The sequence below is a fragment of the Sulfuriferula thiophila genome (genome assembly GCF_003864975.1).
Classification (GTDB): domain Bacteria; phylum Pseudomonadota; class Gammaproteobacteria; order Burkholderiales; family Sulfuriferulaceae; genus Sulfuriferula; species Sulfuriferula thiophila.
Window position 1 is genome coordinate 1 of record NZ_BHGL01000033.1, and the last position, 25,140, is coordinate 25,140.

Below are 25,140 nucleotides of genomic sequence, written 5' to 3' on the forward strand. Positions count from 1 at the left end.
GGGCAATACTATGATGCGGAGACCGGGCTGCACTACAACATGGCGCGGGATTATGACCCCACCACGGGACGGTACGTGCAGAGTGATCCGATTGGATTGGCGGGGGGGAGTGTGTCTACTTTTACCTACACTGGGGGGGATCCAGTTAGTCGGGTTGATCCGAGAGGATTAGCTCAATGCAAATTAACATTCTCAACGGGGCGCCTTGCCTGCACCCCTGACGATCCAAGTAACACTGCAGTCGACATTCCAGTCGCATCCGGTAACAACGGTGGCGGCATGCAATGTCGAAACAATGTATCTTGTACAGCAATTCCTAACCATGGTCCGATTCCTACCGGTTGTTGGCGTTGGACGAATGGAATAACTAGCAAGCCCAATGGCAGGGTTCTGGAGCCGTGTCCGGGAACCAACACGAACGTCACCGAAAATCGCACACTTATTCGATCTCACAGCTGCGTAAATCCATTTGGACCAGGTCTTGGACCGCAATACTGTTCTGAAGGTTGCGTAACGGGCACTGCCCCTGCCATTCGGACTTTGAATGATCTCATCGATGCTGAGCCTGGCAGCACGCTACAGGTGGTGCCATGAAGTATTGGAAGGTGATTGCTACTTTAGTTTTTATGGGTGATGCATTCTTTGCATCGGCGCACGATACAAGAGAGTCATTTGTTAATGAAACCCAGCAAGTACATTATGCTGAGCGCGTTGTAATGAACGAGCTTGTCCGCGCTTTGAGCCCATCGATGCGGAATGCGCGTGAAATGTGCTCGACAGCCTGCCCGGAAACAGGAGGGCTGGAATTAGGCATCGGATTAATAGGAATAAGTCGAAGTGATAATGGAACAAATGCGCTGATAAACCTCTTGGGGTTGCGATTAGACGGGGCGGGATCGGAAGAATTAAGCTGTCAAATATTGAATCGTGGAAATACCGTATTACGTCCCTTGGAAAAGCTGGCAGCAGACCGTATAAGCGATCATTGCCGAACAAGCTTTTACGCGGCGCGCAAGCGTGAGCTTGCTCAGGTTCTTGATATACAGGTCGAGCAAGTTTGCCGTTCAGAGCTTGAAATTCTTAGTGTCCGTGATGAGTTGGTCAAGGCAATCAAATCTCAAGTGAAGTGCGAACAACAATAGCAAAGCGGAAAGTTAGGAGAAACGGGGTCACCCATTAACTCCCAGTAGTCAAGTGGTCGAACAAGGAACTCGGGGCGGGTCTATATAAATGTAGCTTTCGCGCGAAGCGAGGTTATCAAGACTTGACCGGTAATTGGAAATTAGTGGTTTGGGAGTGTTCATACAATGAAGGAAATGTTAAATCAGGTGCGGGTTAATGTTTTATCTATTGCAATTATCCCGTTGATAGCTTTTTTGTCTATTTTTATTGTGATTGAATCTGCCGATGCGCAAGTTGTTCAGCAAGATTCATCACATATTCAGATTATAGAATATCTTCCTAGCAATGCATCCGCATGGTCCTCTTGTCAGGCTTTTGAAGCGCCATTTATTGCAATTGGTTATTCGTCTAGTGAATGGTGTCATCAGGGAGCGGGAACAGGAAATAATCCTGTTGTTGAGGCTGGGTGGTTTTGCACAACTTATACTCCTGGCGTGTGTTACACTGAATTTTATATTGGCGATTACTATTGGCCTACTTGCCCCACTGGTCAGACCCCAGATAGAGAAACAGGCGTTTGTGGCTATTCGAAGAAGAATAGTGCACCAAGTGCCTGTTCAGAAAAACAGGTGTATGTAGGTGACCCGATTCATGCGGCAATAGGCAATCTGTATGAGCAAGAACAAGATATATCATACGGAGCGCTGCAGTTAATTCGATATTACAACAGTCAAACACTTAACAGTGGTTCATTGGGGATTAACTGGACTGTCAGCTTTGGGCAAAAGCTTTATCCTCAGCCATTGAATTTGTGGTTAAAGGCAGACCGGCCTAATGGTAAGTCTTATTCTTTTACTCCTGCTGGGGGAGGGTGGATTACTGATGTTGACATCACCGACACCCTGACCCAACTCACCGACAGCACTGGTGCCACCACCGGCTGGCGCTACACGGTAGCTGCCGATGACTCGGTCGAAACCTACGACGCCACCGGCAAACTGCTCAGCATCACCGACCGCAACGGTAAAATCCAAACCCTGACTTACGACACCAATAACCACCTGATCAGCGTCACCGACGCCATGGGCCGCCAGCTCAACTTCACCTATGACGCTAGCAGCCGCATCGCCACCATGACCGCCCCCTCAGGCGGCATTTACCACTACGCCTACGACAGTTACAACAACCTCTCCACCGTCACCTATCCCGACAACACCATCAAGACCTACCTGTACGAGAACGCCAGCTTCCCCAACGCCCTGACCGGCATAGTCGACGAGAACGGCAACCGTTTTGCTACCTACGGCTACGACAGCCAGGGCCGCGCCAACCTCTCAACCCACGCCCTCGGCGACGGCCAGGTCAACCTTACTTATAACAGCGACGGCAGCACTGCCGTCACTGACGCCCTCGGCACCTCCCGCACCTACAACTTCACCACAGTGTTAGGTGTCGTCAAGAGCACCGGCCAAACCCAACCCGGCGGCTCAGGCTGCGCTGCCGCCGCCAGCGCCCTGAGCTACGACGCCAACGGCAACGTAGCCAGCCGCACCGACTTCAACGGCATCGTCACCACGTATACTTATGACCTGACCCGCAACCTCGAGACCAGCCGCACCGAAGCTGCTGGCACCCCCCAGGCCCGCACCATCAGCACCGTCTGGGACACCAACTTCCGCCTGCCCGACAGCATCACCGAACCCGGCAGGATTACCCGCTACACCTACGACAGCCACGGCAACGTCACCCAATACAGCATCCAGGACACCGCCTCTGGCGGCACCACCCGCAGCTGGGCTACCAGCTACACCTATGCCAGCACCGTCCCCGGCGCCGTCCTCAGCAAAGTGGTTGACGGCCCCCGCACCGACGTTACTGACCTCACCACCACCAACTACTATGATCCCGCCGCCACCTGCAACGGCACAGCCCCCCTCGGCTGCCGCGGCCAGATCAGCAGCGTCACCAACGCCCTCAACCAAACCACCAGCATCACCCAGTACGACGCCAACAGCCAACCCCTGAGCCTCACCGACCCCAACGGCCTCACCACCAGCCTCACCTACGACTTGCGCCAACGCCTCACCAGCCTCACCCAAGGCAACCTCCTCACCCAATACAGCTACGACCCCGCCGGCAACCTCATCCAGATAAGCCTCCCCAGCGGCCAGACCATCCACTACACCTATGACGCCGCCCATCGCCTCACCGACATCCAGGACGGGCAGAGCAACCACATCCACTACACCCTCGACACCATGGGCAACCGCACCCGCGAAGACGTTTATGACCCGAATGGCGTCAATGTCGCCACCCACAGCCGCAGCTTCGACGCCCTGAACCGCCTCTACCAGGACATCGGTGCCGTCAACCAGACCACCACCTACCAATATGACGCCAACGGCAACCTCACCAACACCACTGATGCCCTGAACCACAGCACCAGCTACCAGTATGACGCGTTAAACCGCCTCATCCAGGCCACCGACCCCAACCTCGGCACCACCACCGCCAGCTACAACCCGCTCGACCAACTCACCCAGATAGCCGACCCACGCGCCCTCAACACCAGCTACAGCCAGGACGCCTTCGGCGACACCACCCGCATCGTCAGCCCCGACACCGGCACCACCAGCTACAGCTATGACAGCGCCGGCAACCTCAAAACCAAAGTCGACGCCAAGAACCAGACGACCAGCTACAGTTATGACGCCCTCAACCGCATCACCACCGCCACCTACCAGGACGGCACCCAGGCAATTTACACCTGGGACCAAGGCATCAACGGCATCGGCCATCTCAGCCAACTGATAGACAGCAGCGGCACCACCAACTACCAGTACGACGCCTACGGCCACCTCACCAGCAAAACCCAGGGCGTTGACACCCTGCAATACGCCTATGACGCCACCACCGGCCAGCTTACCCAGCTCACCTACCCGAACGGCCAGACCGTCAGCTACAACTACACCCAGGGCCGCATCAGCAGCCTCACCGTCAACACCACCCCCTTACTCACCAACATCCAGTACCAACCGTTTGGCACCGCCAAGAGCTGGACCTGGGGCAATGGCAAAACCTACAGCCGCAGCTTCAACAGCGACGGCCTGCTCAGCAGCTACCCCCTGTACACCACCGTCAAAAGCCTCAGCTACGACACTGCAGGGCGCATCACCGGCATCAGCGACCCTGCCAACCCGCAGACCCTCGCCTACGACCCACTCAACCGCCTCACCAGCTACGCCACCCCCAGCGCCAACCAGAGCTACCAGTATGACGCCAACGGCAACCGCACCCAACTCATGGTCGGCACCACCAGCTATCCCTACAGCATCAGCAGCACCAGCAACCGCCTCACCAGCACCGCCGGCCCTACTGCCCAAACCAACAGCTATGACGCCACCGGCAACCTCACCGCAGACGGCACCCGCACTTATAGCTATGATGCCCGTGGACGGATGAACCAGGTCAGCGTCCCGGTCAACCGGCGCACCACCAACGTCACCCGCTACAGCCTCAACGGCCAAGGGCAACGCACTGCCAAAACCAGCGGCAGCAGCACCACCCGCTACGTCTACGACACAGCAGGCCACCTCATCTATGAAACCACTGGCAGCAGCAGTACCGCTTATGTGTATCTGGACGACACCCCCGTTGCCGTACTGCCAAGCGCAACACAGATCGACTACATCTACACCGACCAGCTGAACAGCCCAAGGCTGATTACCAACACTGCCAACACCATCGTATGGCGCAACGACCAGACCGACCCGTTCAGTGCCGGGGCCGCCAACAGCAACCCGAGCGGGCAGGGCACGTTCACGTTCAATCCCAGGTTCCCTGGGCAGTACTATGACACGGAGACCGGACTGCACTACAACATGGCGCGGGATTATGACCCCACCACGGGACGGTACGTGCAGAGTGATCCGATTGGACTGGCGGGGGGGAGTGATGCGACTTATACTTATGTTAATGGCAATCCAGTTAATTTGATGGATCCGTTGGGATTGGATTCAGATTCGATTACCCCTGTGTATCCTGAGGCCATACTGTACCCAATTGTTCGTTATATCAAAACGATAAGTGAGATCGTTTCGCCTCAACAATCTGTTACGCCAACTATTAGTGATTTAGTAAATAAATATCCAGTTATAAAACAGAGTAAGGAAACGACTCAATGCAAGGGACAAGGTGGATTTCCACAAGCTAGTAGCGATTTTGATAAATATACTCAGGGATTAACTCAAAAAAATTATCCAGGCGATATAAGATCGGCGGAATTTCCTGATGGGACGAAAATATCGGTCAGACCATCCAGCTCAGGTGGTGCACCGACTATTCAAATAAATCCCGCGGAGGGACCTACTGTTAAAATTCGATATTAAAATGGGGGGATATATAAATGGAAAATTGGGAACTATGGCGTCCTCGTGGATGTGAAAATGTTGATAAATCCATTGGTGAATTTTATCGAATTGAAGCAACTGGATGGGGGCTTTCTATTGAGCTAAAGTTTGTAACTGGATTGATGCGAATGAGTTTTCGCAAGGTGCTTGCATATCGTACTCATTTAGAAGAGTGCGTACCCGATATTTGGATAAAGATTCATAGCCAAGGTTTCGCTCAGAATTCATTTTTGGAAGTCAAGAACTCAGACTGGATTTCAGCGTTAAACGTTACTGGAGGGCTTGCTTTGTATTCGAATGCAAGACATTTTTCCTTGGTCACAGAGGAAAATTTTATCGAAATATTGACTGAAGAAGAGCCGTTAATTATTTGGGAATTCTAAATTCAAAATTCGAACTCAAATCTAGATTCGTAGCCATTACATAGCTGACATCTATAAAAAACCAAACTGATCAGTCGGTGAGTTGACTAGAACACAGGCTAATGAAATTTAATATGATAAACAGAATGCATATGAACCCGTCACCAGCTTATTGCCTTTTACTAAAATACTTGCTTCCGCTATGGGTCTTTATTGCGTCGGCTATAACAGGAACCACGGCACTGGCAGCTCAGCACACACCTGATGCGAACCTGAAAGCAATCCAGTCGATACTGGCGATGCCAGATAAACGAATTGATCTCGCCAAGGTTAAACTGACCATTGACTATATGATCGATCCGAGTATCAATATTGGCAGTGGCCTCAAGCAGCTTAATTCAATGGCCAAGGAAATTCGAGCTGGACTGCCTGCCAATCCATCGAGTCGTGACAAACTTGACGCATTGCGTACCTATTTGTATCAAGCAGGCTCATGGAACGACAACCATCCGTTTCACTACGACCTAGATGATCCCTTTGGGCATAACATCCACAACAAGCTACTGACAACCTATCTCACGACACGCACAGGGAATTGCGTATCAATGCCTATCCTGTTCATCCTCCTTGGGCAAAAGATAGGTCTAGATGTCACTGCCTCTACCGCACCTGAACATATATTCGTTAAATACCGCGATGATGCCGGCGCACTTTATAACCTGGAAACTACCAGTGGTGCCGGCTTCACACGCGATGCCTGGATGCGGCAGCAAATTCCCATGAGTGATCAAGCATTGTCCAATGGCATTTATATGCAGCCTTTAAGTAAAAAAGAAACAGCTGTCTTGATCATAGATACGCTGAATGAATACTACGCCCAGCAAACTCAAGAAGAGCGACGCATTGCTCTGGCTAAGCTGGAATTGAAGCACTACCCGAAATTCGTCACTGCCATGTTGCATATTGCTTCCGCTAGCAGGCGATTACTACAGCAGAATTTTGTGAACAAGTACCCAACACCCAATGACATACCGCTGCAAGGACGAACACGCTACACTCAGCTTGAGCAAAATGTTCAGCAATGGCGAGCCAAGGCAGAAGCCCTCGGCTGGCAAGAACCAACCCAGACTGACGACGCCAGCTACTTGCAAACAGTGAATCAGGCAAAAACTACTCAATAAATATGTCACAGGGGTTGTGTAATAATTTACGCTGGAGAATTATTCGGCAACTTGAACCACATTACTTGAGTTTTAGTATCTGGCTTTGATTTGCTTTAACAAATATTACTCATTTAACTACCTAGCCCAAACTATATTTAGTTGGATCAACCTAATGTGCGAAAAACTGGTCAATCTGTGGCGTAATTAAACAAGTTGACCTCTATAAGGCATATCCTTCACCTTTGTACGAGTGCTCTCAAGCCTAGTGGCAGCCGGTCTGATTGTTTGGGGCGGCAGGGCGAAGCCTATAAGCATGCCTAGATAAACCGGAGGTGCATGCAGTTGGCGTCTGCAAGACTGGGTGTGCGGCGAAGCCCACGGTTTTAAGTGAGTGTGCAGCACGATTAACCTCGTAGAGCAGGCTGTTTTCCCCAGCGGGGAAAACATGGCCTGCTTCATTCAACAACAGCAAAAGCGGATGTGCTAAGAATTTCTTCTAACCGGTTTCCTAGCCTGTTCCATGCTTCGCTATCTGGACGCGATGCTAGCTAAATGTATGGTCGGGTGTATTGCCGAGCATGTAGGGGTTTGTTTGGTTCCGCTCGCTAAACATGTTTGATGCCACACTTTGTTAATTAAATAGGGTCAATTAATTAGCATTTTTCACCAAAAATGTAGTCGATTGATTAACATTATGTAGCAAAATTGGGCCAATTGATAAATTAATAGGGTCAAAATAATAGACATTACCCGAATTAATAAATGCACTAAGTCGGCAGATTGGAAATAGTACGAGGATGACTGTGTTGGGTGCAATCAGTAAGAGTGATGGCCATGAAGGTCTGTTTCTCGTCCATAGTCCATAAGAGACGCTGGCAATTTATTTAAAATTCCCTCGGTTGAGCTTACAGGAAGATCCGCTATTCAATATTCTAAACTCAGACATTATCCTCAATCTACGCGTCAGTGATTCACGCCGTACACTCGGAACACTCTAGGTAACCTCTATCGATAATGAACAGTTTGCTCATAACCGCCGCACAATGACACGGCTTCACTGTGGCCACACATAATGTGCAGAGTTTTGCAGCGTATCCTCAAGTCTCTAATCCTTGGGTGCTGTAAGTTTTTCAGAGATATCCTTCTTGCTCGCCTTTCTCGTCATGTTCGAGCATCCACCCAATTAGCTCTAAAAAAGGAGCAGGGAGCGCAGACTCTTGCTGAAGAGATGTAATCAGAAGTCTATCTGTATCGAGCAAGCGTTTACGCACACGCAAAGCCGCAAGATCGGTTGCTGACATTTTCCAGGGTAGCCAAGTAAGATCGCGTTCCAGCCACAGTTCAGCGGCTTTGAGCGCAATGGCTATACCTGCAGGGTCGGGGTCACAAGCCAGATGAGCAGGTGCGGGTACAATGTCGAGAAGATGACCCACCGATACACGCCACCAGCTTGGTGGAAAACCAGGTAGCCAGATCACACCCACGTCTTGCTCACGTTGGCGGGCGACGCGCTCGAAACTGGTGCGATTCTCCACCAGTTGCCAGTGTCTGATTGAGCCTGTGACTGCGGTAACGCTTTTTAGGGTTGCGGGAGTGAGTGCGGAAAAGTCGGGGGGGATGGATAGGTCGAGTTGTCCACGCGGTAGCGTCAATGTCAGTGAGGCGGAGATTAGTAGCAAGGGCGTATGGCGCTCAATGCGAAACTCGGCTAAATCCAGTGTCTGCTCCAGCCAGTTCCATTCGGCTTCGCTTACTCCTTTGGTGTCATCGCGTGCAGCCAACGCAAAGTCGCGACGTGTACCGCTTTTCTGCGCATCCTGCCAGTGCTTTAAAGCGGCGATCAAATCGTAACGTGCCAAAGCTCGATGTGGCGGGAGTTCATCTAGCGCGAGCAGGGCTGGGGTAAGGCAGTTATCGCAGAAAACTTTTAATTCTTCCCGTATCGTTTGCCAGTGCTGTGCATCTTGTGCTTTGTCGCTGAGTCCAAGTGCGGCACGGAGTTGGGGCAGGTTGCGCAATTCCAGTGATAGCGGCCACCAGTCGCCATGTTGGCGTTGTTCCACTACAACAGCCCAGCCTTCGCGTAACAGCCAGTCCAGCAACGATTGAGCCAACTGGATGCCAGTCACCCCCGCATCGTTGCGCAGAGTTTCCCAACGACTATTGCCGCCGCGACGTACCCAGCGGGCTAGTAGTTCGCGCCACTCTACGGGAATATGCCCCAGTTGTTGTGGCAGTTGCTCACGATAACGCTTCCGCCGCAGGCAGACTTTGCGCTGATCCAGCGGCTCAATGCGGATTTCTTCAGGCATGGTTATCTCGTACCAGAACCTTGACGCTGGGTGCCCAAGATTCGTTTGGGCGTTTCTTGAATGTCACCAGCGTCAACATCGATGGATCGTAAATGCTGACGTTGTGCGTGACGGGTGTGGTGAGCAGGTATTGTGCCTGAGTGGCTTTAAGGAAATTGGATACACGCTCGATGTTGACGATGTCGAGATGGGCAAACGGTTCGTCAATGAATACGAAGCCGCCGGGATGCGATTCTTCCATCATCAGCCCGACCAAGAGGATCAGTGATTTCATGACCTGCTGGCCGCCGGAGGCGTCTCCGTCGTTCATGCCCATAAAGCCTTTCTCGTCGAAATCGAAGCGTACGGCGAGCCCAGCTTGTGTTAGTGCGAGATCGTCGTTGCCGAGTAATACGGGTTCGTGTTCGATCTTTATTCCGGCGAAGTCGCCGAGTGTGCGAATGTTTTTTATATAACGATTTACGGTGTGCCGCAGCACATTGATGTATTGTTCGCGTGCGGAGCCAGTCTGGCCGCGTGCTATTTCGTTGTCGCGGCGGCGTACGGAAAGGTCGCTGTCCATCTGCTTGTAATCATCTTTGATCTTGTCGCGTAGCGCGACTATGGTGGGATCTGTTTCCCAGGTTTCGTTCTGGAAACGTCGTTCAATCTCATCAATGCGCAAACTTATCGTGGCGACATTCGGATACTTTTCAGCAATTTGCTGGTTGGCAGCGTTATCGTCCCAGCTTGCTGGAAAACGTTTCCGGTTATGACGTAGTGTTTGTAAACGACTAATTTGCTCTTCGCGCCCACTGCGATTTGCCCTATCTGAGATTTCCTGATCGAGTTTTTTTAAATGATGCTGTATCTCGGTTAATGCACTGCGTGCCGCATTAACCGCTTCGTCAGCTCGTTCACGGTCCTGCTGTGCTTGATATACGCCGTTTTCGCGTCTGCGCTTTATCAGCGCATCGTATTGCTGACGAGCTTCGGAGAACTCGGCAGCGCGTTTTGCCAGTTGTGCAACGGCATCCTCTCCCGCCAGTTGTGCTTGCATGTTGCGGATGCGATCCGTCAAGCCAGTGCGCTGTTGGTACAGCGGCCCAAGGGTTTTCTCCAGTTCGGATCGCTGCTGACGCAATGCCTCCAGACGCGCTTTGCCGAAACGCGCCTGCTCCGGTGCGGCATAACGCCCACCGCGTCGTTCGCGCAAATAACCTTGTCGCGTGATCCAGTCTTCACCACGCGGCAGCTTTGCTCCGGCTGTGGCATCTTCGACGCGGCGCGTCCGCTCCAGGGTGCGCAGCAGCCATTCCGGTACAGGCTTGGTGAAACGAACGACTTCAAGCAATGAACCTTGCGGCGGCAGGCTTGGTTGTATGCATTCGGGCACGATGAAATGACGGTAACGAAACTGCTCGCCCAGTTTCATGGCATGCTCTGCATCTCTACTTTTCTCCAACAATACAAGGTGTGCGAATGGAGCCAGCACGGCTTCCACCGCAGCCTGCCATGATCTATCAGCAATCTCAATGACGTCGCTGAGCAGATCGTGGGCAATGCCGGCCTGGTTTAATGCCTGACGGAACGCCACAACATCGGCTGGATCGGTGCGACGTCCAGTGGCAAGATTCTCCAACATCTCATCGATCTGGCTCTGCTGTTGGGAAAGCTCGGCGATACGCACCAGCAAGTTGGCGCGTTCGCCTTCCATCCGTTCAATCTCGCGTGCGTCGGCTGTCTGCCCTCCAGCAGCATCGGCCTGCTGTAAAAGGCGCTCATGCTGCTTGACGATGGTTTCCCAGTTTCCCAGTTCTTGGTTGAGTTCGTTCAATGCGCGCTGCTGGTTCTGTTCGTTTTCCTGCGCCGCTTGCCTGCGCAATTGCGCAGTCTCGAGGGAATGCTGCTCCACTTGTAATTCCAGTTGTCTTTGCTGGAGTTCTGCGCGTTTCGCGCGCCATTCACGGCGCTGAGTTTGCAACGTGCGCCTGGCATTTTCAGCCTCGCGTTGCAGCAAATAATGTTCCAGACGCGGACGCTTTTCCGAAAATAACTCGATACGTTCCTGATTGAGTCCGTGCCATTCACGATAACGATTTACTTTCTGTTCATGTTTTTCTAGGCTGTTACCCAAGGCTTCCAACTGGTTCTGTACTGCATCCAGTTCGTGCGCTGTGTGTTCCTGATGGTGACGCGCTTCCTGATAGCGCTCTAGCACTTCCTTGTCGCCAAATACGTCGAATACCAAATTCAATAAGTCCTTGGCCGAAAGTTCACACAATTTGTCGGTCTGTCCCTGTTCCAATGACAGCACGCGGGCGATGGCGGGCGATAGGCCGGCGCTATGTAGAATGCGTTGGTACTCGCGTACACCAAACTCCTCACCGACACTCTCGATCTCTTGCAAACTCACTTCGCCGTCTGCGATCCAGTATTTTCGATTCCAGTCACCGCCTTTTTTGTCGATGCGACAGGCTAATGTGATGCGATCTTGTTGATACGGTAGACTGAATGGGCGTTTGCTGCTGCCGGGCGGGCGCTGGTTATCGATCAGGCCGCGTAGCCAGCAAAAATCTTCGCCGTTGCGCCGCACATAGCGCTTATAATCGCGCTTCTTGGAACACTCCAATGCGAGCAGTGTGCGCAGGGCATCGAGCAGGGTGGTCTTGCCCGAGCCATTGGGACCGGAGATAGTGATGATGGGTGCATTGAGCGGCAGCTTGAAATTGCGCCAGTAATCCCAGTGTACGGTTTCCAGTTCGAGCAGGCGAAACATCAGTTTGTCTCCTGTTCTGTCGCGTCGAGCAACAAGCCGCGCTGTTTTAACAAGTCGGCTAGCGCGCCGTTAAGTATGCGTGGTGCCATGTCGACGTAATCAAAAGCGAGGTCGAGCAGTGGACCTTCGTGAATAACTTTGTTTTTAAGTTCAATGAAACCGAGCCGGGCTAATTGCGGCAAGCTAAAGTTGATTCGCGTTTTTCCGCCCAGCAATTTTCCATAGTCTTCAAGTAATACATTTTGTGGAATACCGCGAGAGGCTTCGTGGGCTAGAGGCGTGAGTTTAACGTTCTCGAACAATTCGTTCTGTGTTTCATGCTGCACGGCTTCTCCGGTTAACTGGCGTTCGCGCTTGGGCAGGATGATGAGCGCCCACAGAATCACCAGCAGTGCTACTACATCCTTGGCCAAGCCGATGTTGCTGGCTTGCCATGAGTCGTTTTGCTCGAATACTGCGCTTTCGCATTCACGTGTAAGGGCGACGCTGACGTGTGCAGCAAAGGGGTGAGCCAACAGGCGTAGGCCGCTGGCGGCGAGGCGTTGTTCTACTTCGTCGCGGAAACTGCTGTCAATCAACAAACGCCGTATTTCTGCGTCTTCGCGCGGCAGATACCGCAATGCCAGAAGGCGAGCAATCAAGCGCGCGGCGGGATCATGGTTCATATTTGCATCTCCTTCGGGATGAGTTGCCCATCGCTGATGGCGGTGACTTCATCGCGGTTGATCGTGTGCAGTTCGTTGTGCTCATGCCATTGCAGCGTTACTGGTAATTCTGCGAGCGGAGCCAATTCTGGATCGACGCTTTGTTCCCCGAGAAAAGACAATAACGAGAGGCGGTACGAGGCCGCGCTGAAGCTGCCACCGACCACCGCATCGGCTACAGATAAAGGTTCATTCAATCCACTGAGCAGCCGGGTGAGTTCCAGTAATTGTGGAGGTGGTTCATATGGCACATCGTTGACATACTCGATCTCAGCAGGGTTCGGCATGGTTGAAATCCGGCGATTTGGCTGTTCGCGTGCGACAAATTCCTCGGTATTGTCCAACATTACGTCTGGCAGGATAAAAGTCGCTTCAGGTGTGTAAGCGAGTTGTTGCGCCACCAGATCAGTCAGTTCGTCGATGCTGCGCTGCTTGAGCCAGGCAGCCAGTTCGGAAGAACTCAACCCGCCTTGCGACAAATGAACTTGTTGTCGTGCAATGGCGGCCAATTCGCGCTGAAATACTGAAGACATACGCATCAGTTTTGACTGGCGCTGACCGATCTGCTGAGCCAGCCGCCAAGTGGTTTCATCAAGGCCGTCTGCAGAAAGATTACGCATCACCTCGTTGGATTTGTCCATCCATTTCTGTACGGATTCCAGTTTACTTTGCGCGGCACGCAGTCGAAATTCGGAACCCGAGGTGACTGCTTGCGAGAACTCTCCTTCAAGCTCTGCCAGCCGCGCTAGCAGGTGCGACAAGGCTTCTGGTGAAAGTTTGCCGACCGAAGAACCCGCGGCAATTTGTGCGGCGAGGAATCCTAGCTCGCCATCCTGTTCGGTGCTGAAGCTTAGCAGGTTGGAGAGAGCCGAGAGCACCATGCGCCCTGTGGTTGAAAGCTGATAGACGCGTTGTTCAGCATCCCATAGCAGTAACCCATGCTCGCGCAAACGGTGCAGAACGGTGTTGAATTTGGCCTGGGTAATAAAGGAAAAATGGGAACTTAGTTCTTGCGGTGACCATTCAGGCGTATCCACGCGAAGACCGATTTCGCGTAACACCATGAGGCGTACCAATACTTCTTCATTCCCGCCACGAAACATGGCGATGAGAGCGTCGATGTATGAGCGAGCATTGAGCAGAGGGAATAATTGTGGAACATCGTGAGGCTCAATGCCAGGCGAGAAAAATTCAATCAGTAAATTTTCTTCGCGTTCAGCCATGGCTAAACTCCTTGCTTACAATTGGCCGAAATAAAATCATCTGGATCACTATCCAGCGCGGTCTGTGTGTCGCCAACTTCGTAATTTGTTCGAAGATCATTGATACGCACATGGTCGAGTGTCAAGCTGCGAATCTGGTGTCTCCAACCAATGTCCGTCTTGGAGTCCTCCAGCACTTGTTGTGCAGATTGGCACTTGCGCAATTCGGTTCTAATGAAGTTTGAAAATTTCTCTAAAAATCGAGATTATACACGCTGAAATGGGATAAGATATTTCACTTATTCGCCACCTTTCGCGGTAATTCAATAAAATCGCCAAGAGCCGGAAAGGTTATCTGCGGCCTCATTGCTCAAGGCTAATGGGTTCAACACAAACACAAGAAGAGAGTGCAGACACGCGAAATGATTGTGGAGGTGAATTGGGGTAATTTCAGGGCAAAATTCAATGGGCGAGAGCCGAAGGCTTTCGAATGGTTGTGCTCGTTGCTCTTCTACAAGGAGCACGGCCAACTGACTGGCATGATGAGGTACTTCAATCAACCAGGTGTCGAAGCTGAACCCGTGATCGTCGGGGCCGAAGTGATCGGATTTCAAGCGAAGTTCATCGACACCGACCTCTCGACCTATAAACCCATACTCGTCAAGGCCATCGATACGGCGAAGAGCCAACATCCGACGCTCACGCAACTCTACTTCTACGTGAACGTCGACTTCGGAAGAAGCACAAAGCCTAGCATCAAAGATCCGGCGTACAAGACCGAAATTGAAGAACATGCCAAAGTGAAAGGTGTCACGATCACGTGGAAGACGGCGAACTTCTTCGAGACACCATTCGTTTGTGAGACAAACGCCAATATCGCGAGCCATTTTTTCTCGCTTGGCGCTAGTGTCATCAATTTTGTCCAAGAGATTACGCGCCACACGGAGGCAGTTCTTGAGCCCATCCGCTCGGTGATCGTAGTCGAAGGGAAGTCCATCAAGATTGACAGGCGGTCACTAGTTGCGCGCCTAAAGGATACGCTGTCGAAATCATCGCTGGTGATCGTCAGCGGAGAAGCCGGTGTTGGAAAAACGGCAATTGTTAAAGACCTCTACGACGAGGTAAGGGACACGACTCCATTCTTCGTGTTCAAAGCGACAGAATTCAACGTCTCGCACGTCAACCAACTTTTCAAAGACTATGGTGCGTTCACCTTTTCGGACTTCCTACGTGAACATGAAGAGTTCACCGAGAAATTCGTGGTCATCGATTCGGCCGAGAAACTATCCGATCTTGATCGGCCGGAAGTGTTTCAAGAGTTCTTGTCGACGCTACGCTGCGGTAGATGGAAGGTCATCTTTACGACTCGCATGAGCTACCTTGATGATCTCAAGTACGCGTTCATTGAGCTTTACAACGCCCCGTTCGAACCGCTCAACATCTCTGGGCTCACGCAGGATGAGTTAGTCCAGCTCTCCGTAGCGAACGAGTTTTCGTTGCCAGAAAACGAGCGGCTGCGTAAGTTCCTCCAAAATTCGTTCTATCTGAACGAATACCTACACATCGACGTGAAGGGTAACCAAAACACAAATTACGTGGAATTTCGAGAGGCCATTTGGAATCGTCAGATCACGCACTCTTCATACCAAAAAGGCAATATTCACCGGAAACGTGAAGAGTGCTTTCTTGAAATCGCTTACAAGCGAGCCGCGTCGGGTCACTTCTTTGTAATGATCGAGGGACACGACGAGGCGCTTCGACAGCTTGAAACCGACGAGATCATCAAGTTCGATTCAAGTGCTGGAGGCTACTTCATCACCCATGATATCTACGAGGAGTGGGCGCTTGAGCGGACAATCGAGCGGTCATTCCGAAACATGTCGGATTGCGAACTCTTTTACAAAGAGATCGGCGACGCCTTGGCGATCCGTCGAGCGTTTCGAGGCTGGCTCTCTGAGAAGCTCTGCACCAATGACGGGGATGCGGCGAGACTCATTGAAGCCACAGTATGCAATGATGCGATATCGGGCCACTGGAGAGATGAGACTGTCGTTGCCGCCCTGCTTTCCAACTATTCCGATGCGTTCATCCTGTATTTCGAGCAGAAACTACTGGAGCTGCCGCCAAGGAGCGTCGAGCAAGGGCATGCCTCCACTGGCTCCACCTTTTCGAAGGGTTACTTATATGAAAAAAATCTGCTCCACCGAATTCTTTTTCTGATCCGCATTGCTTGCAAAGAGGTGGATCAAGCGCTGTTGAGCGCATTGGAGAACCTGGACGAGGCGCAGATTGGCTTTTCATCGATCATAACTAAACCTAAGGGCTCCGGCTGGAGCAGTGTTATCGAATTTCTGAACCGCAACAAGGAGAAGATCGGACAGCTCTACATGCATGTCGTCCTGCCTATGCTCGACGACTGGAATCGGTACAACAAAGAGGGCAAGACCACAAAGGCGGCGACCGAGATCGCGTTGTACTACCTCGACGACCTCACGAAGGATGGCGAGTTCCCGTATAGGTCGAGGAGTGAGGTGGGCGAACAGCTTATCCGAGTTATTCTCGCTGGTTCCGTGGAAGTGAAGGAACAACTCGGGGAGATATTCAGAGGCGTGATCGTGCGTAAGGAAGTCTCACACCGCAGTCGCTACCACGAACTCGTTACGGCTGCACTGTCGTCGATCGATAAGAGCGCGATTGTTGCCGAGAGTCTCCCGAAGGAAATTATCGGCCTAGCGAGTGTAACTTGGCTCTATATACCGCCAGAGCGAGACGACTGGGGTTCCAGCTACCGAAGCGATATTGAACAATACTTCGATCTGGCCCCTGACCACCACGACTATTACCCCGCGAGCGCCTTTCAGACGCCGATACTGCGATTGTTACAGGTGGCACCGAAGGAGACAGTGGACTTCATTGTCGCGTTCACCAATAAGTCAATCGAATATTTTGCTAAGACTGATTTGGGACAACACGAAGTAGAGGAAGTCGACGTCTACCTGACGCCTTCCAAACCACCGCTTAAGCAGTACATATCGTACAGGCTCTGGATGATATATCGTGGCGGGCAGCCGGCGCCAACGCTCCTCGAGTCGATCCACATGGCACTTGAAAAGTGGCTCCTTGCTGCAGCCAAGCAGGCTTCAGCGGAAGTGATCGAGAACTGGTGCCTGTATCTCATAAAAAACTCACGCTCCGCTTCGATCACGGCGGTCGTTGCGAGTGTCGTGCTTGCTGAGTCCTCTAAACTGTTCAACGTCGCGCTGGTGCTATTTCGAACCAGAGACTTCTTTTCTTTTGACCTCGCGCGCATGCAGTTCGACATGACCGCACGAAGCCTATATTCGATCGGTCATGATCCTGCTGGGCTATTTATGAACGAGCGGCTTGGAACCTGCGACGATGTGCACCGTCGCCTGTCGCTCGAAAACCTCGCCTTGCAGTACCAACTGTTCCGAAGCGGGACCGAGGGCGAAGAGTTAGCCAATTGTCGACAAGAGGCTGTATGGGCGATACTGGACGAACATTATGCTCGGTTGCCCGACCATGCTGCTGAGACGGAGGGCGACAAGTCTTGGCGGCTATGCCTCGCACGTATGGATCGTCGAAAGATGAATATCTCGTCCGAGACGAAGGATGATGGCGTTTTCATAACCTTCAATCCAGAGATTGATTCGGATCTAAAGAAGCACAGCGAGGAAGTCCAAGCGAGAATTGCAGAGGAGAGTCAATACATCCCGCTCAATCTATGGGCGAGCTATAGATGGCAAATGAATGCGGGTGATTATTCGAAATATTTGCAGTACGAAAACGACTATAAACGGGTTATAACCGATATGAAGGCCGTTTGCGAGGGACTGGGATCCGATGAGTCAGAGGGTCAACGCTTTAGGTTATTCTATCGCTCCATACCTCCAGTAGCGTGTGCCGTCCTCTTGCGCGACTTTGCAGACAAACTCGACTCCGCTGAGCTGGAGTTTTGCAGGGATGTCCTGCTGGACTATGCAACGCTACCGCTTAGATGCCCCTACGAATATCAGGTCGGAGACGGTCTCGAAGCTGCCATCAACTCGTTGCCGCTGTTACTTCATATCTTTCCAGCGTGTCGAGACGAGGTAAAGGGCATATTGCTACTTACTCTCTTGGATCGCAACCATGTGGGAATGAATCAACGCTTTGCTGATCATGCCATATCGGCAATCCTGAATACACTTTGGAAGACAAATCCGCAAGACGCAAACGCCTTATTCCTCGGATACCTGCTCCTTCAGCCCGTATTCGAGAAGCTCTGCGAGACGATCTTGCGCGAAAAAAGAGAGAAAGGAACCTACGAGTTCCATCATTTCACAGCGATTCAGCGTTTTGCGGCGGAACACGAGCACGAAATCGGCCAAGTCTTCCGCAACGAGCTAACGCCTGACCAGTTATCGCCGTCCGCGGACGAAAACATTGACGCACTCGTCACCGCATTTTTGCTTCTCCCATTGGGAACGACCGATGTGTACCACAAAGCATTCGTTATCGAATTGACCTTGATCGTGGCGAAGAGAGCAAAACGCCATGACCGTCATGATGATGAGCGATTCGAATTCGATACTCGTCACCGTTTCCTGCAGAAGTTCGCTCACTTCGTACTAAGTGCAGACAGGGCAGATACCGAAGCCTATGTTCAACCGCTTGTCGACAATTTCAAGACTATAGATTACACGGAAGAGATTTTTCAGGAGTTTGTGAGCGCAGAAGATAAGCTTAACAAGTACGATGTGTTCTGGGAGGTTTGGGAGCTGTTCTATCCGTGTATCCTCGCACTGTACCAGCGAAATGCGTATTTTCATTCGTCGAGCACCGTACACAATTACTTGCTCGCTTGGCCGTACTGGAAGAAGTGCGCTAAGGATTGGCATTCGCTCAAGGACCGCGAAAAGGGCTTCTTCCAACGAGTCGCCCGCGATATTGGTAGTCATCCTACAGTCCTGTACTCATTGGCGAAACTGCTCAACCAAATTGGCTCGGGGTTTGCATTGGATGGAATATTCTGGGTGAGCGGGATTCTCGAAAGAGGAGTCAATCTTGCAGACGAAAAGCTTGAAACGAACACGATCTACTACTTAGAGAACCTTGTGCGCGGCTTCGTTCTACGTAATCGGCACAAGGTGCGGACGACGATGCAGATCAAAACGGCAGTTCTGGTCATTCTCAACTTCCTAATCGAGCAAGGTTCAGTCACAGCCTATCTCGTTCGTGAAGACGTGCTCTAACTTTGGCTTTTCATAGCGCTGTGTAGGTTTTCGGCCACGGAAGACACTTAACTATGAAACACCCGCTGAACGATTAAGTCAATCTGTTGCATCGGCCGGTTGAATTCGCACCGATTAGAAGACGTTCGACATAACTACTTCCACCAGTCACTCAGGGGCGCTCACAGACGTTCAGTATTTTCGAAGGGGCTTACATAAGTAGTGCAAATCCGATTAGAATCGATAGCCGTTTTTCATAACTCTGGGGGTGGATTTAGTCTAGAATATGAAGTAATGACAAACACAGAAATTAGCAGTGTCCGATTATGCTGAGGTTACAGTTGGCGTGCAGCAGCATCAGCGCTTTGCTCAATGTAAATCAGTAATCAGGCAGAGATTGTGTAATAATTTGCGTGCTGGTAAATCCCATGGTTTGAAATGCTTAATTGTGAGTTGTTGCAGAGAGCCGTCCACGCCCTAGCCTAAGTTAATTGTTGTTTGATTTGTTGTTTGATTTCCTGTTTATGGAATTTAGGTGCAATGGATATTGGGTTGTCGATGGTTGTTTGATTCTGACACCGGCACCACTGACACGTCTTAAGTATTCTCAAGTATTCCTGAAAAGCCCGTAAAACCCAATGAATATAAGGTTTTCGGGCTTTTTTCATGCCTTACAGTCCTAAGGGGTTTTAAGAAATCCTATCAAATGTGTTGGTTGTTTTGTTGGTTCTTATTATATTAGCGGGATGTGGCGTGGCGTTATTGTTCTGTGGTGGCTTTAGGCGAGGAGAGTTGCGATGCGTATGCTGATAATGTGGGGATGGCTGCTGGTGCTGGCGGGTTGTGATTCGCATGTGGTGCCGCCGAGTGTGCCTAAAGTGGATGTGCAGCCACAGGACAGATTGTACGATAGCCAGCGCAGTGCGCTGGAGCGGGCCAGGCAGCTGGATGGGAAGATGCAGCGTGATGCTGATGAGCAGCGTCAGGCGTTGGATAAACAGTCGCAATAGAGCGGGGGTGTTATGTCGGTATGTCCATGTGGTTCCGGGTTGGCGTTATCGGCATGTTGCGGGCGTTATCTGGCGGGTACTCTTGCGCCGACAGCGGAGTCGTTAATGCGCTCGCGCTACACGGCTTTTACCTTGCTGGATGAAGCTTATTTGCTGGCGACCTGGCATGCATCGACACGACCATTAAGTCTGGATTTGGTGCGTGATGATCCGCGTCCGCAATGGCTGGGGCTGAAAGTTGTGCGCCACCAGTTGCAGGATGCAACCCATGCGACTGTGGAATTTGTGGCTCGGCAGAAAATTGCCGGGCGGGCATACCGATTGCATGAGATCAGCCGCTTTGTGCTGGAAGACGGGCGCTGGTTCTATGTGGATGGCGATGTCGATTAAAATGACATGTGCTTGGGTTATAATTTTATTTTTTGATAATTGAAGGCGATATAAATGAGCTTGAATCAGGTTTCGGCTGGTAAGGATTTACCCAATGATTTTAATGTGGTGATAGAAATCCCGATGAATGGCGCGCCCATTAAGTATGAAGTGGATAAGGAAAGCGGCGCGATTTTTGTGGATCGCTTCATGTCCACTGCGATGCATTATCCATGCAATTATGGCTATATTCCGCAAACCCTGTCGGATGACGGTGATCCTGTTGACGTTCTGGTAATTACGCCTTTTCCATTGATGCCGGGTGTGGTGGTGCGTTGCCGTACTTTGGGTATGCTGAAAATGAGTGATGAGGCTGGTTTTGATGCCAAGCTGGTAGCGGTGCCGGTTGAGAAGCTGAGCGGTCTGTATAAGTCGGTGCAGTCTGTGCATGATTTGCCTACAATCACGCTGGCGCAAATTGCGCATTTCTTTGAGCATTACAAAGATCTGGAACCTGGCAAGTGGGTTAAGGTCGAAGACTGGACGGGAGTAGAAGAGGCTAAAGCAGAAATCATGGCAGGTGTTGCGCGTCATAACGCGCCCGCATGATGGCTGGTTAAGTCAGTTAAAAAGACACCGCGTTGAGGTGTCTTTTTTTTGGTTGCGAGGATGGGGTGAATGAGGTGGTGATTCAGTCGGGTAATGTTGATGCGGCACATGTCTATGTGCATGACATGGATGCCACGAGTCTGCGTGCTGCTCAACAGCAGGCTGCGCAGAATGTGGGTTTGTCTGTGTATTTCAGTGACACGCTGCATGCCAGTGGTAGCAAGGGGCCGGAGATGGCGGTGATTCCGACTGGCTGGTTTGAAATCGGTTCGCCTGAAGATGAGCCCGGGCATGATGCCAGTGAGGCGCCGCAATGCTACGTGCAAGTGACGCGCGCTTATGCCATCGGGCGCTTTACGATTACGGCTGAGCAGTGGGAGCAATTTGCGCAGGCGACGGGTTTCAGGTCGCAGCGGGAGTTGATCTGGCCAAAAGGCCGTGAGCCGATTGTGAATGTGCGTATGTCCGATATTGTGCAATATATTGCATGGCTGAATGCCGAAACCGGGCAGTTGTATCGCCTGCCTACAGAATCCGAATGGGAATATGCTGCCCGTGCCGGTACCCAGACAGCCTTTAATATGGGTGATCTGGCGACTTGCAAGGAGGTGTTGTTTAAGCCTAATTTGCCTATGCCGGATCAGAATAAGAAGTCGTGGTCATTTTTTCCGCAATGTGCCGCGATGCGCTGGGCCATGGAGGTGGGTAGCAAGCCCGCCAATTTGTGGGGGTTGCACGATGTGCATGGCAATGTTTGGGAAATTACCACAACGCCATGGCAGCCTAATCATTTGAAAACGCCTCGTGATGCCCATCAGATCGAGCCGCATGGCAAGAATCAGCGTATTGTGATCAAGGGTGGCTCGTGGTTTGATCCCGCTGTGGCAGCGCGCAGTGCGGCACGCTGGTCGCGTTTGCGTGATGAGCTGGATGTGAATATGGGTTTCCGTCTGGTGCGTGAAATTTAGCTTCTATAATTTGCAAGCAGAGATGTGTTAAAAATAAATTTTTCGTGGTCGTCTTTGCCTATTTCGGGGGTTTGCTGTACAATGCGATCCCTTGCATTAGGCGGTTAGCTCAGTTGGTTAGAGCACTTGGTCGACATCCAAGGGGTCAGCAGTTCGAGTCTGCTACTGCCTACCAAATTTTCAACCAATGATGTGTGCGTATTAATAGGAAGGTAGCGTTATGACACCGCGAACTTGTTTTAACGCTAAGTCTATTGGGTCGCGCATATCCTTGTGTAGGTTTTACTAAATTTGTTTTGATTAAAAAAGCGCGGCTAGTCCGCGCTTTTTTATTTCCTATTGGAGAAATCATGCTTCATATCACTTTGCCAGATGGTTCGGTTCGTGAGTTTGCCCAGCCGGTTACCGTAGCTGACGTAGCTGCGTCGATTGGTGCGGGGTTGGCAAAAGCGGCATTGGCCGGTCGTGTTGATGGTCACTTGGTCGATACCAGCTATTTGATCAGCGCAGATGCGCAGCTGGCAATCGTGACTGACAAGGATGCAGATGGTCTGGATGTGATCCGGCATTCAACCGCGCATTTGCTGGCGTACGCGGTGAAAGCGTTGTATCCGGATGCGCAGGTCACCATCGGGCCGGTGATTGAAGATGGTTTTTACTACGATTTTTCCTATAAGCGCCCATTCACGCCGGATGATTTGCTGGCTATCGAGAAAAAAATGGCAGAGCTGGCCAAGCGCGATATCGCGGTAACCCGTCAGGTATTGCCACGCGATGAGGCTGTGACGTATTTCAAAGGTCTGGGTGAGCATTACAAGGCTGAGCTGATCGAGTCTATTCCGGCGGGTGACGATGTGTCGCTGTATACCGAGGGTGAATTTACCGATCTGTGTCGCGGCCCGCACGTACCGTCAACCGGCAAGCTCAAGCATTTCAAATTGATGAAGCTGGCGGGTGCTTACTGGCGTGGCGATCACCGCAACGAAATGTTGCAGCGTATTTACGGTACGGCCTGGACCAGGAAGGAAGACCTGGAAGCGTATCTGCATCGTCTGGAAGAGGCGGACAAGCGCGACCACCGCAAGCTCGCGAAACAGCTGGATCTGTTCCATATGCAGGATGAAGCGCCCGGCATGGTGTTCTGGCACCCTAACGGCTGGGTGATCTGGCAGCAGATCGAGCAGTATATGCGTGAGCAGTTCCGTGATTATGGATATCAGGAAATCCGTACGCCGACGGTGATGGATCGCAATATGTGGGAGAAATCCGGTCACTGGGAAAACTATCGCGACAACATGTTCACCACGGCTTCAGAGAATCGTGAGTATGCAGTCAAGCCGATGAACTGCCCGGGTCATGTGCAAGTGTTTAACCATGGTCTGCATAGTTATCGCGATTTGCCGATGCGTCTGGCCGAGTTTGGTTCTTGTCACAGAAATGAGCCGTCCGGTTCGTTGCACGGCTTGATGCGGGTGCGTGGTTTTACTCAGGATGATGCGCATATTTTCTGTACCGAAGCGCAAATCGAGTCGGAAGTGGCTGATTTCATAGTCATGCTGCAAAAGGTATATGCAGATTTTGGTTTCAATGAAATGCTGGTCAAGCTGTCTACCCGTCCGCTAAAGCGCGTCGGCTCCGACGAGTCATGGGATAAGGCGGAAGCTGCGCTGGCGGCTGCGCTGACGCAGAACCGGCTGGATTATGATTTGCAGCCAGGTGAAGGTGCGTTCTATGGCCCTAAAATCGAATTTACGTTGAAAGACAGTCTTGGTCGTTTGTGGCAATGCGGTACTATCCAGCTGGATTTCAATCTGCCGGTACGGCTTGATGCCAAATTTGTGGATGAAGATAATACCCGCAAGCCACCTGTGATGTTGCATCGCGCGATTCTGGGTTCGATGGAGCGTTTCATCGGTATCCTGATCGAACATCATGCGGGTGTGTTCCCATTATGGCTCGCGCCAGTGCATATAGTCGTATTGAACATTACCGATAATCAGGCCGAATACGCGCAAAAAATTCATGCGGAATTACGTGCGGCAGGAATTTATGCGACGTTGGACTTGAGGAATGAGAAAATAACCTATAAAATTCGGGAACATAGTTTACAAAAGTTGCCTTATCAGCTCATTGTTGGTGATAAAGAAATGGCGGCAGGCGTGGTTACGGTGCGAGCACGAAATGGTGCAGACCTCGGCCAGATGACTGTTGAAGCCCTTATTGCCAAGATGAAAACTGAAATAGCCCAGCGTAAACCAAGCGAGGGGTGAGTTTTTCTCACTCCTCTTGTATTTTGATTTTCAGGAGTTGCGACTATCGCTCAGGATAAAGAAACGCGAATCAACGGCGAAATTACCGGATCAGAGATTCGTTTGATAGGGGTTGACGGCGAGCCGTTAGGTATTTTTACAGCGGCACAAGCGTTAAAAATGGCTGAAGAAGCCGAGGTTGATCTGGTTGAGATTGCACCGCAGGCAAATCCGCCGGTGTCTCGCCTGATGGATTACGGTAAATTCAAGTATCAGCAAAGCAAGCGTCAACATGAAGCCAAGCTGAAGCAGAAACAGATCCAGGTTAAGGAAATCAAGTTTCGTCCGGGTACCGATGAAGGTGATTACCAGATCAAACTGCGTAACCTGATCAAGTTTCTGGAAGAAGGCGATAAAGCCAAAGTAACCCTGCGTTTCCGTGGTCGTGAGATGGCGCACCAGGAGATTGGTCTGGCGCAATTGAAGCGCGTTGAAGCCGATTTGGCAGAGCATGCCGTTGTCGAGCAATTTCCAAAAATGGAAGGCCGGCAAATGGTTATGATGCTGGCACCGAAGCGCAAGTAAATAGTATTTGCGGTGTTTTTTAACCGCGAACACGCCTGATGCAGTCAGGTCAGGCGTAATGAGGTAATGTCCGGGTTCCTAAAT

General features: G+C 51.3%; 16 protein-coding genes, 1 tRNA gene and 1 pseudogene. 13 read left to right on the forward strand and 5 right to left on the reverse strand.

What is annotated here, in order from left to right:
* The 5 genes from EJE49_RS14435 to EJE49_RS09860 form a co-directional block, all read left to right on the forward strand.
* Positions 1–594, forward strand: a 594-nt coding sequence (locus tag EJE49_RS14435) for an RHS repeat-associated core domain-containing protein (RefSeq protein WP_124950334.1), incomplete at its 5' end; no start/stop codon positions are given.
* Positions 591–1,142 (forward strand): Imm57 family immunity protein, encoded by a 552-nt coding sequence (locus EJE49_RS09845; RefSeq protein WP_124950336.1) that lies wholly within the window; start codon positions 591–593, stop codon positions 1,140–1,142. The genes EJE49_RS14435 and EJE49_RS09845, both read left to right, overlap by 4 nt.
* A 165-nt stretch (positions 1,143–1,307) precedes the next feature.
* Positions 1,308–5,510 (forward strand): RHS repeat-associated core domain-containing protein, encoded by a 4,203-nt coding sequence (locus EJE49_RS09850; RefSeq protein ID WP_124950338.1) that lies wholly within the window; start codon positions 1,308–1,310, stop codon positions 5,508–5,510.
* A gap of 17 nt (positions 5,511–5,527) precedes the next feature.
* Positions 5,528–5,914 (forward strand): hypothetical protein, encoded by a 387-nt coding sequence (locus EJE49_RS09855; RefSeq protein ID WP_124950340.1) that lies wholly within the window; start codon positions 5,528–5,530, stop codon positions 5,912–5,914.
* Between the two features lie 125 nt (positions 5,915–6,039).
* On the forward strand, positions 6,040–7,074 hold the full coding sequence (locus tag EJE49_RS09860; protein WP_189941825.1) for a transglutaminase family protein: 1,035 nt from the start codon (positions 6,040–6,042) through the stop codon (positions 7,072–7,074).
* Between the two features lie 1,112 nt (positions 7,075–8,186).
* Here the strand turns inward: EJE49_RS09860 and EJE49_RS09865 are convergent.
* From EJE49_RS09865 to prfB, 5 genes and pseudogenes are all read right to left on the reverse strand, one after another.
* Positions 8,187–9,368 (reverse strand): toprim domain-containing protein, encoded by a 1,182-nt coding sequence (locus EJE49_RS09865; protein WP_124950344.1) that lies wholly within the window; start codon positions 9,366–9,368, stop codon positions 8,187–8,189.
* On the reverse strand, positions 9,361–12,126 hold the full coding sequence (locus tag EJE49_RS09870; protein WP_124950346.1) for an AAA family ATPase: 2,766 nt from the start codon (positions 12,124–12,126) through the stop codon (positions 9,361–9,363). The genes EJE49_RS09865 and EJE49_RS09870 overlap by 8 nt, the downstream gene beginning before the upstream one ends.
* Positions 12,126–12,791, reverse strand: a complete 666-nt coding sequence (locus EJE49_RS09875) for a hypothetical protein (RefSeq protein ID WP_124950348.1) — start codon at positions 12,789–12,791, stop codon at positions 12,126–12,128. The genes EJE49_RS09870 and EJE49_RS09875 overlap by 1 nt, the downstream gene beginning before the upstream one ends.
* Positions 12,788–14,053 (reverse strand): hypothetical protein, encoded by a 1,266-nt coding sequence (locus EJE49_RS09880; RefSeq protein WP_124950350.1) that lies wholly within the window; start codon positions 14,051–14,053, stop codon positions 12,788–12,790. The genes EJE49_RS09875 and EJE49_RS09880 overlap by 4 nt, the downstream gene beginning before the upstream one ends.
* Positions 14,054–14,055: 2 nt before the next feature.
* Positions 14,056–14,259 (reverse strand): annotated as a pseudogene (gene prfB / locus EJE49_RS09885) (peptide chain release factor 2); the annotation flags it as partial.
* 180 nt (positions 14,260–14,439) lie between these two features.
* Between prfB and avs4 the strand changes: the two are divergent.
* From avs4 to infC, 8 genes are all read left to right on the forward strand, one after another.
* Positions 14,440–19,287, forward strand: a complete 4,848-nt coding sequence (avs4, locus tag EJE49_RS09890; RefSeq protein WP_124950352.1) for an AVAST type 4 anti-phage nuclease Avs4 — start codon at positions 14,440–14,442, stop codon at positions 19,285–19,287.
* 776 nt (positions 19,288–20,063) lie between these two features.
* Entirely contained in the window at positions 20,064–20,276 is a 213-nt protein-coding gene (locus EJE49_RS09895) for a hypothetical protein (RefSeq protein WP_124950354.1), read from the forward strand.
* 12 nt (positions 20,277–20,288) lie between these two features.
* Positions 20,289–20,666: a YchJ family protein gene (locus EJE49_RS09900; protein ID WP_124950356.1), complete on the forward strand. Its 378-nt coding sequence runs from the start codon at positions 20,289–20,291 to the stop codon at positions 20,664–20,666.
* Between the two features lie 54 nt (positions 20,667–20,720).
* Positions 20,721–21,254, forward strand: coding sequence for an inorganic diphosphatase (gene ppa / locus EJE49_RS09905; protein ID WP_124950357.1), 534 nt, complete (start codon positions 20,721–20,723; stop codon positions 21,252–21,254).
* 32 nt (positions 21,255–21,286) lie between these two features.
* Complete coding sequence (locus tag EJE49_RS09910) at positions 21,287–22,222, forward strand: formylglycine-generating enzyme family protein (protein ID WP_223246910.1); 936 nt, start codon at positions 21,287–21,289, stop codon at positions 22,220–22,222.
* Positions 22,223–22,320: 98 nt separating this feature from the next.
* Positions 22,321–22,397, forward strand: a tRNA-Val gene (locus EJE49_RS09915).
* 175 nt (positions 22,398–22,572) lie between these two features.
* Positions 22,573–24,492 (forward strand): threonine--tRNA ligase, encoded by a 1,920-nt coding sequence (gene thrS / locus EJE49_RS09920; RefSeq protein WP_124950359.1) that lies wholly within the window; start codon positions 22,573–22,575, stop codon positions 24,490–24,492.
* A gap of 45 nt (positions 24,493–24,537) precedes the next feature.
* Positions 24,538–25,056 carry a translation initiation factor IF-3 gene (gene infC, locus EJE49_RS09925; protein WP_124950361.1) on the forward strand — a complete coding sequence of 173 codons (519 nt, stop codon included), beginning with the start codon at positions 24,538–24,540 and terminating at the stop codon, positions 25,054–25,056.
* Positions 25,057–25,140 lie beyond the last annotated feature (84 nt).

What these genes read in the sequence shown, in the direction of transcription:
- EJE49_RS09850 (WP_124950338.1), top strand. Translation starts at nt 1,308, where the DNA reads ATGAAGGAAATGTTAAATCAGGTGCGGGTTAATGTTTTATCTATTGCA.
- EJE49_RS09845 (WP_124950336.1), top strand. Translation starts at nt 591, where the DNA reads ATGAAGTATTGGAAGGTGATTGCTACTTTAGTTTTTATGGGTGATGCA.
- EJE49_RS09880 (WP_124950350.1), bottom strand. Translation starts at nt 14,053, where the DNA reads ATGGCTGAACGCGAAGAAAATTTACTGATTGAATTTTTCTCGCCTGGC.
- EJE49_RS09865 (WP_124950344.1), bottom strand. Translation starts at nt 9,368, where the DNA reads ATGCCTGAAGAAATCCGCATTGAGCCGCTGGATCAGCGCAAAGTCTGC.
- EJE49_RS09895 (WP_124950354.1), top strand. Translation starts at nt 20,064, where the DNA reads ATGCGTATGCTGATAATGTGGGGATGGCTGCTGGTGCTGGCGGGTTGT.
- EJE49_RS09875 (WP_124950348.1), bottom strand. Translation starts at nt 12,791, where the DNA reads ATGAACCATGATCCCGCCGCGCGCTTGATTGCTCGCCTTCTGGCATTG.
- thrS (WP_124950359.1), top strand. Translation starts at nt 22,573, where the DNA reads ATGCTTCATATCACTTTGCCAGATGGTTCGGTTCGTGAGTTTGCCCAG.
- EJE49_RS09855 (WP_124950340.1), top strand. Translation starts at nt 5,528, where the DNA reads ATGGAAAATTGGGAACTATGGCGTCCTCGTGGATGTGAAAATGTTGAT.
- EJE49_RS09860 (WP_189941825.1), top strand. Translation starts at nt 6,040, where the DNA reads ATGCATATGAACCCGTCACCAGCTTATTGCCTTTTACTAAAATACTTG.
- EJE49_RS09870 (WP_124950346.1), bottom strand. Translation starts at nt 12,126, where the DNA reads ATGTTTCGCCTGCTCGAACTGGAAACCGTACACTGGGATTACTGGCGC.
- ppa (WP_124950357.1), top strand. Translation starts at nt 20,721, where the DNA reads ATGAGCTTGAATCAGGTTTCGGCTGGTAAGGATTTACCCAATGATTTT.
- EJE49_RS09900 (WP_124950356.1), top strand. Translation starts at nt 20,289, where the DNA reads ATGTCGGTATGTCCATGTGGTTCCGGGTTGGCGTTATCGGCATGTTGC.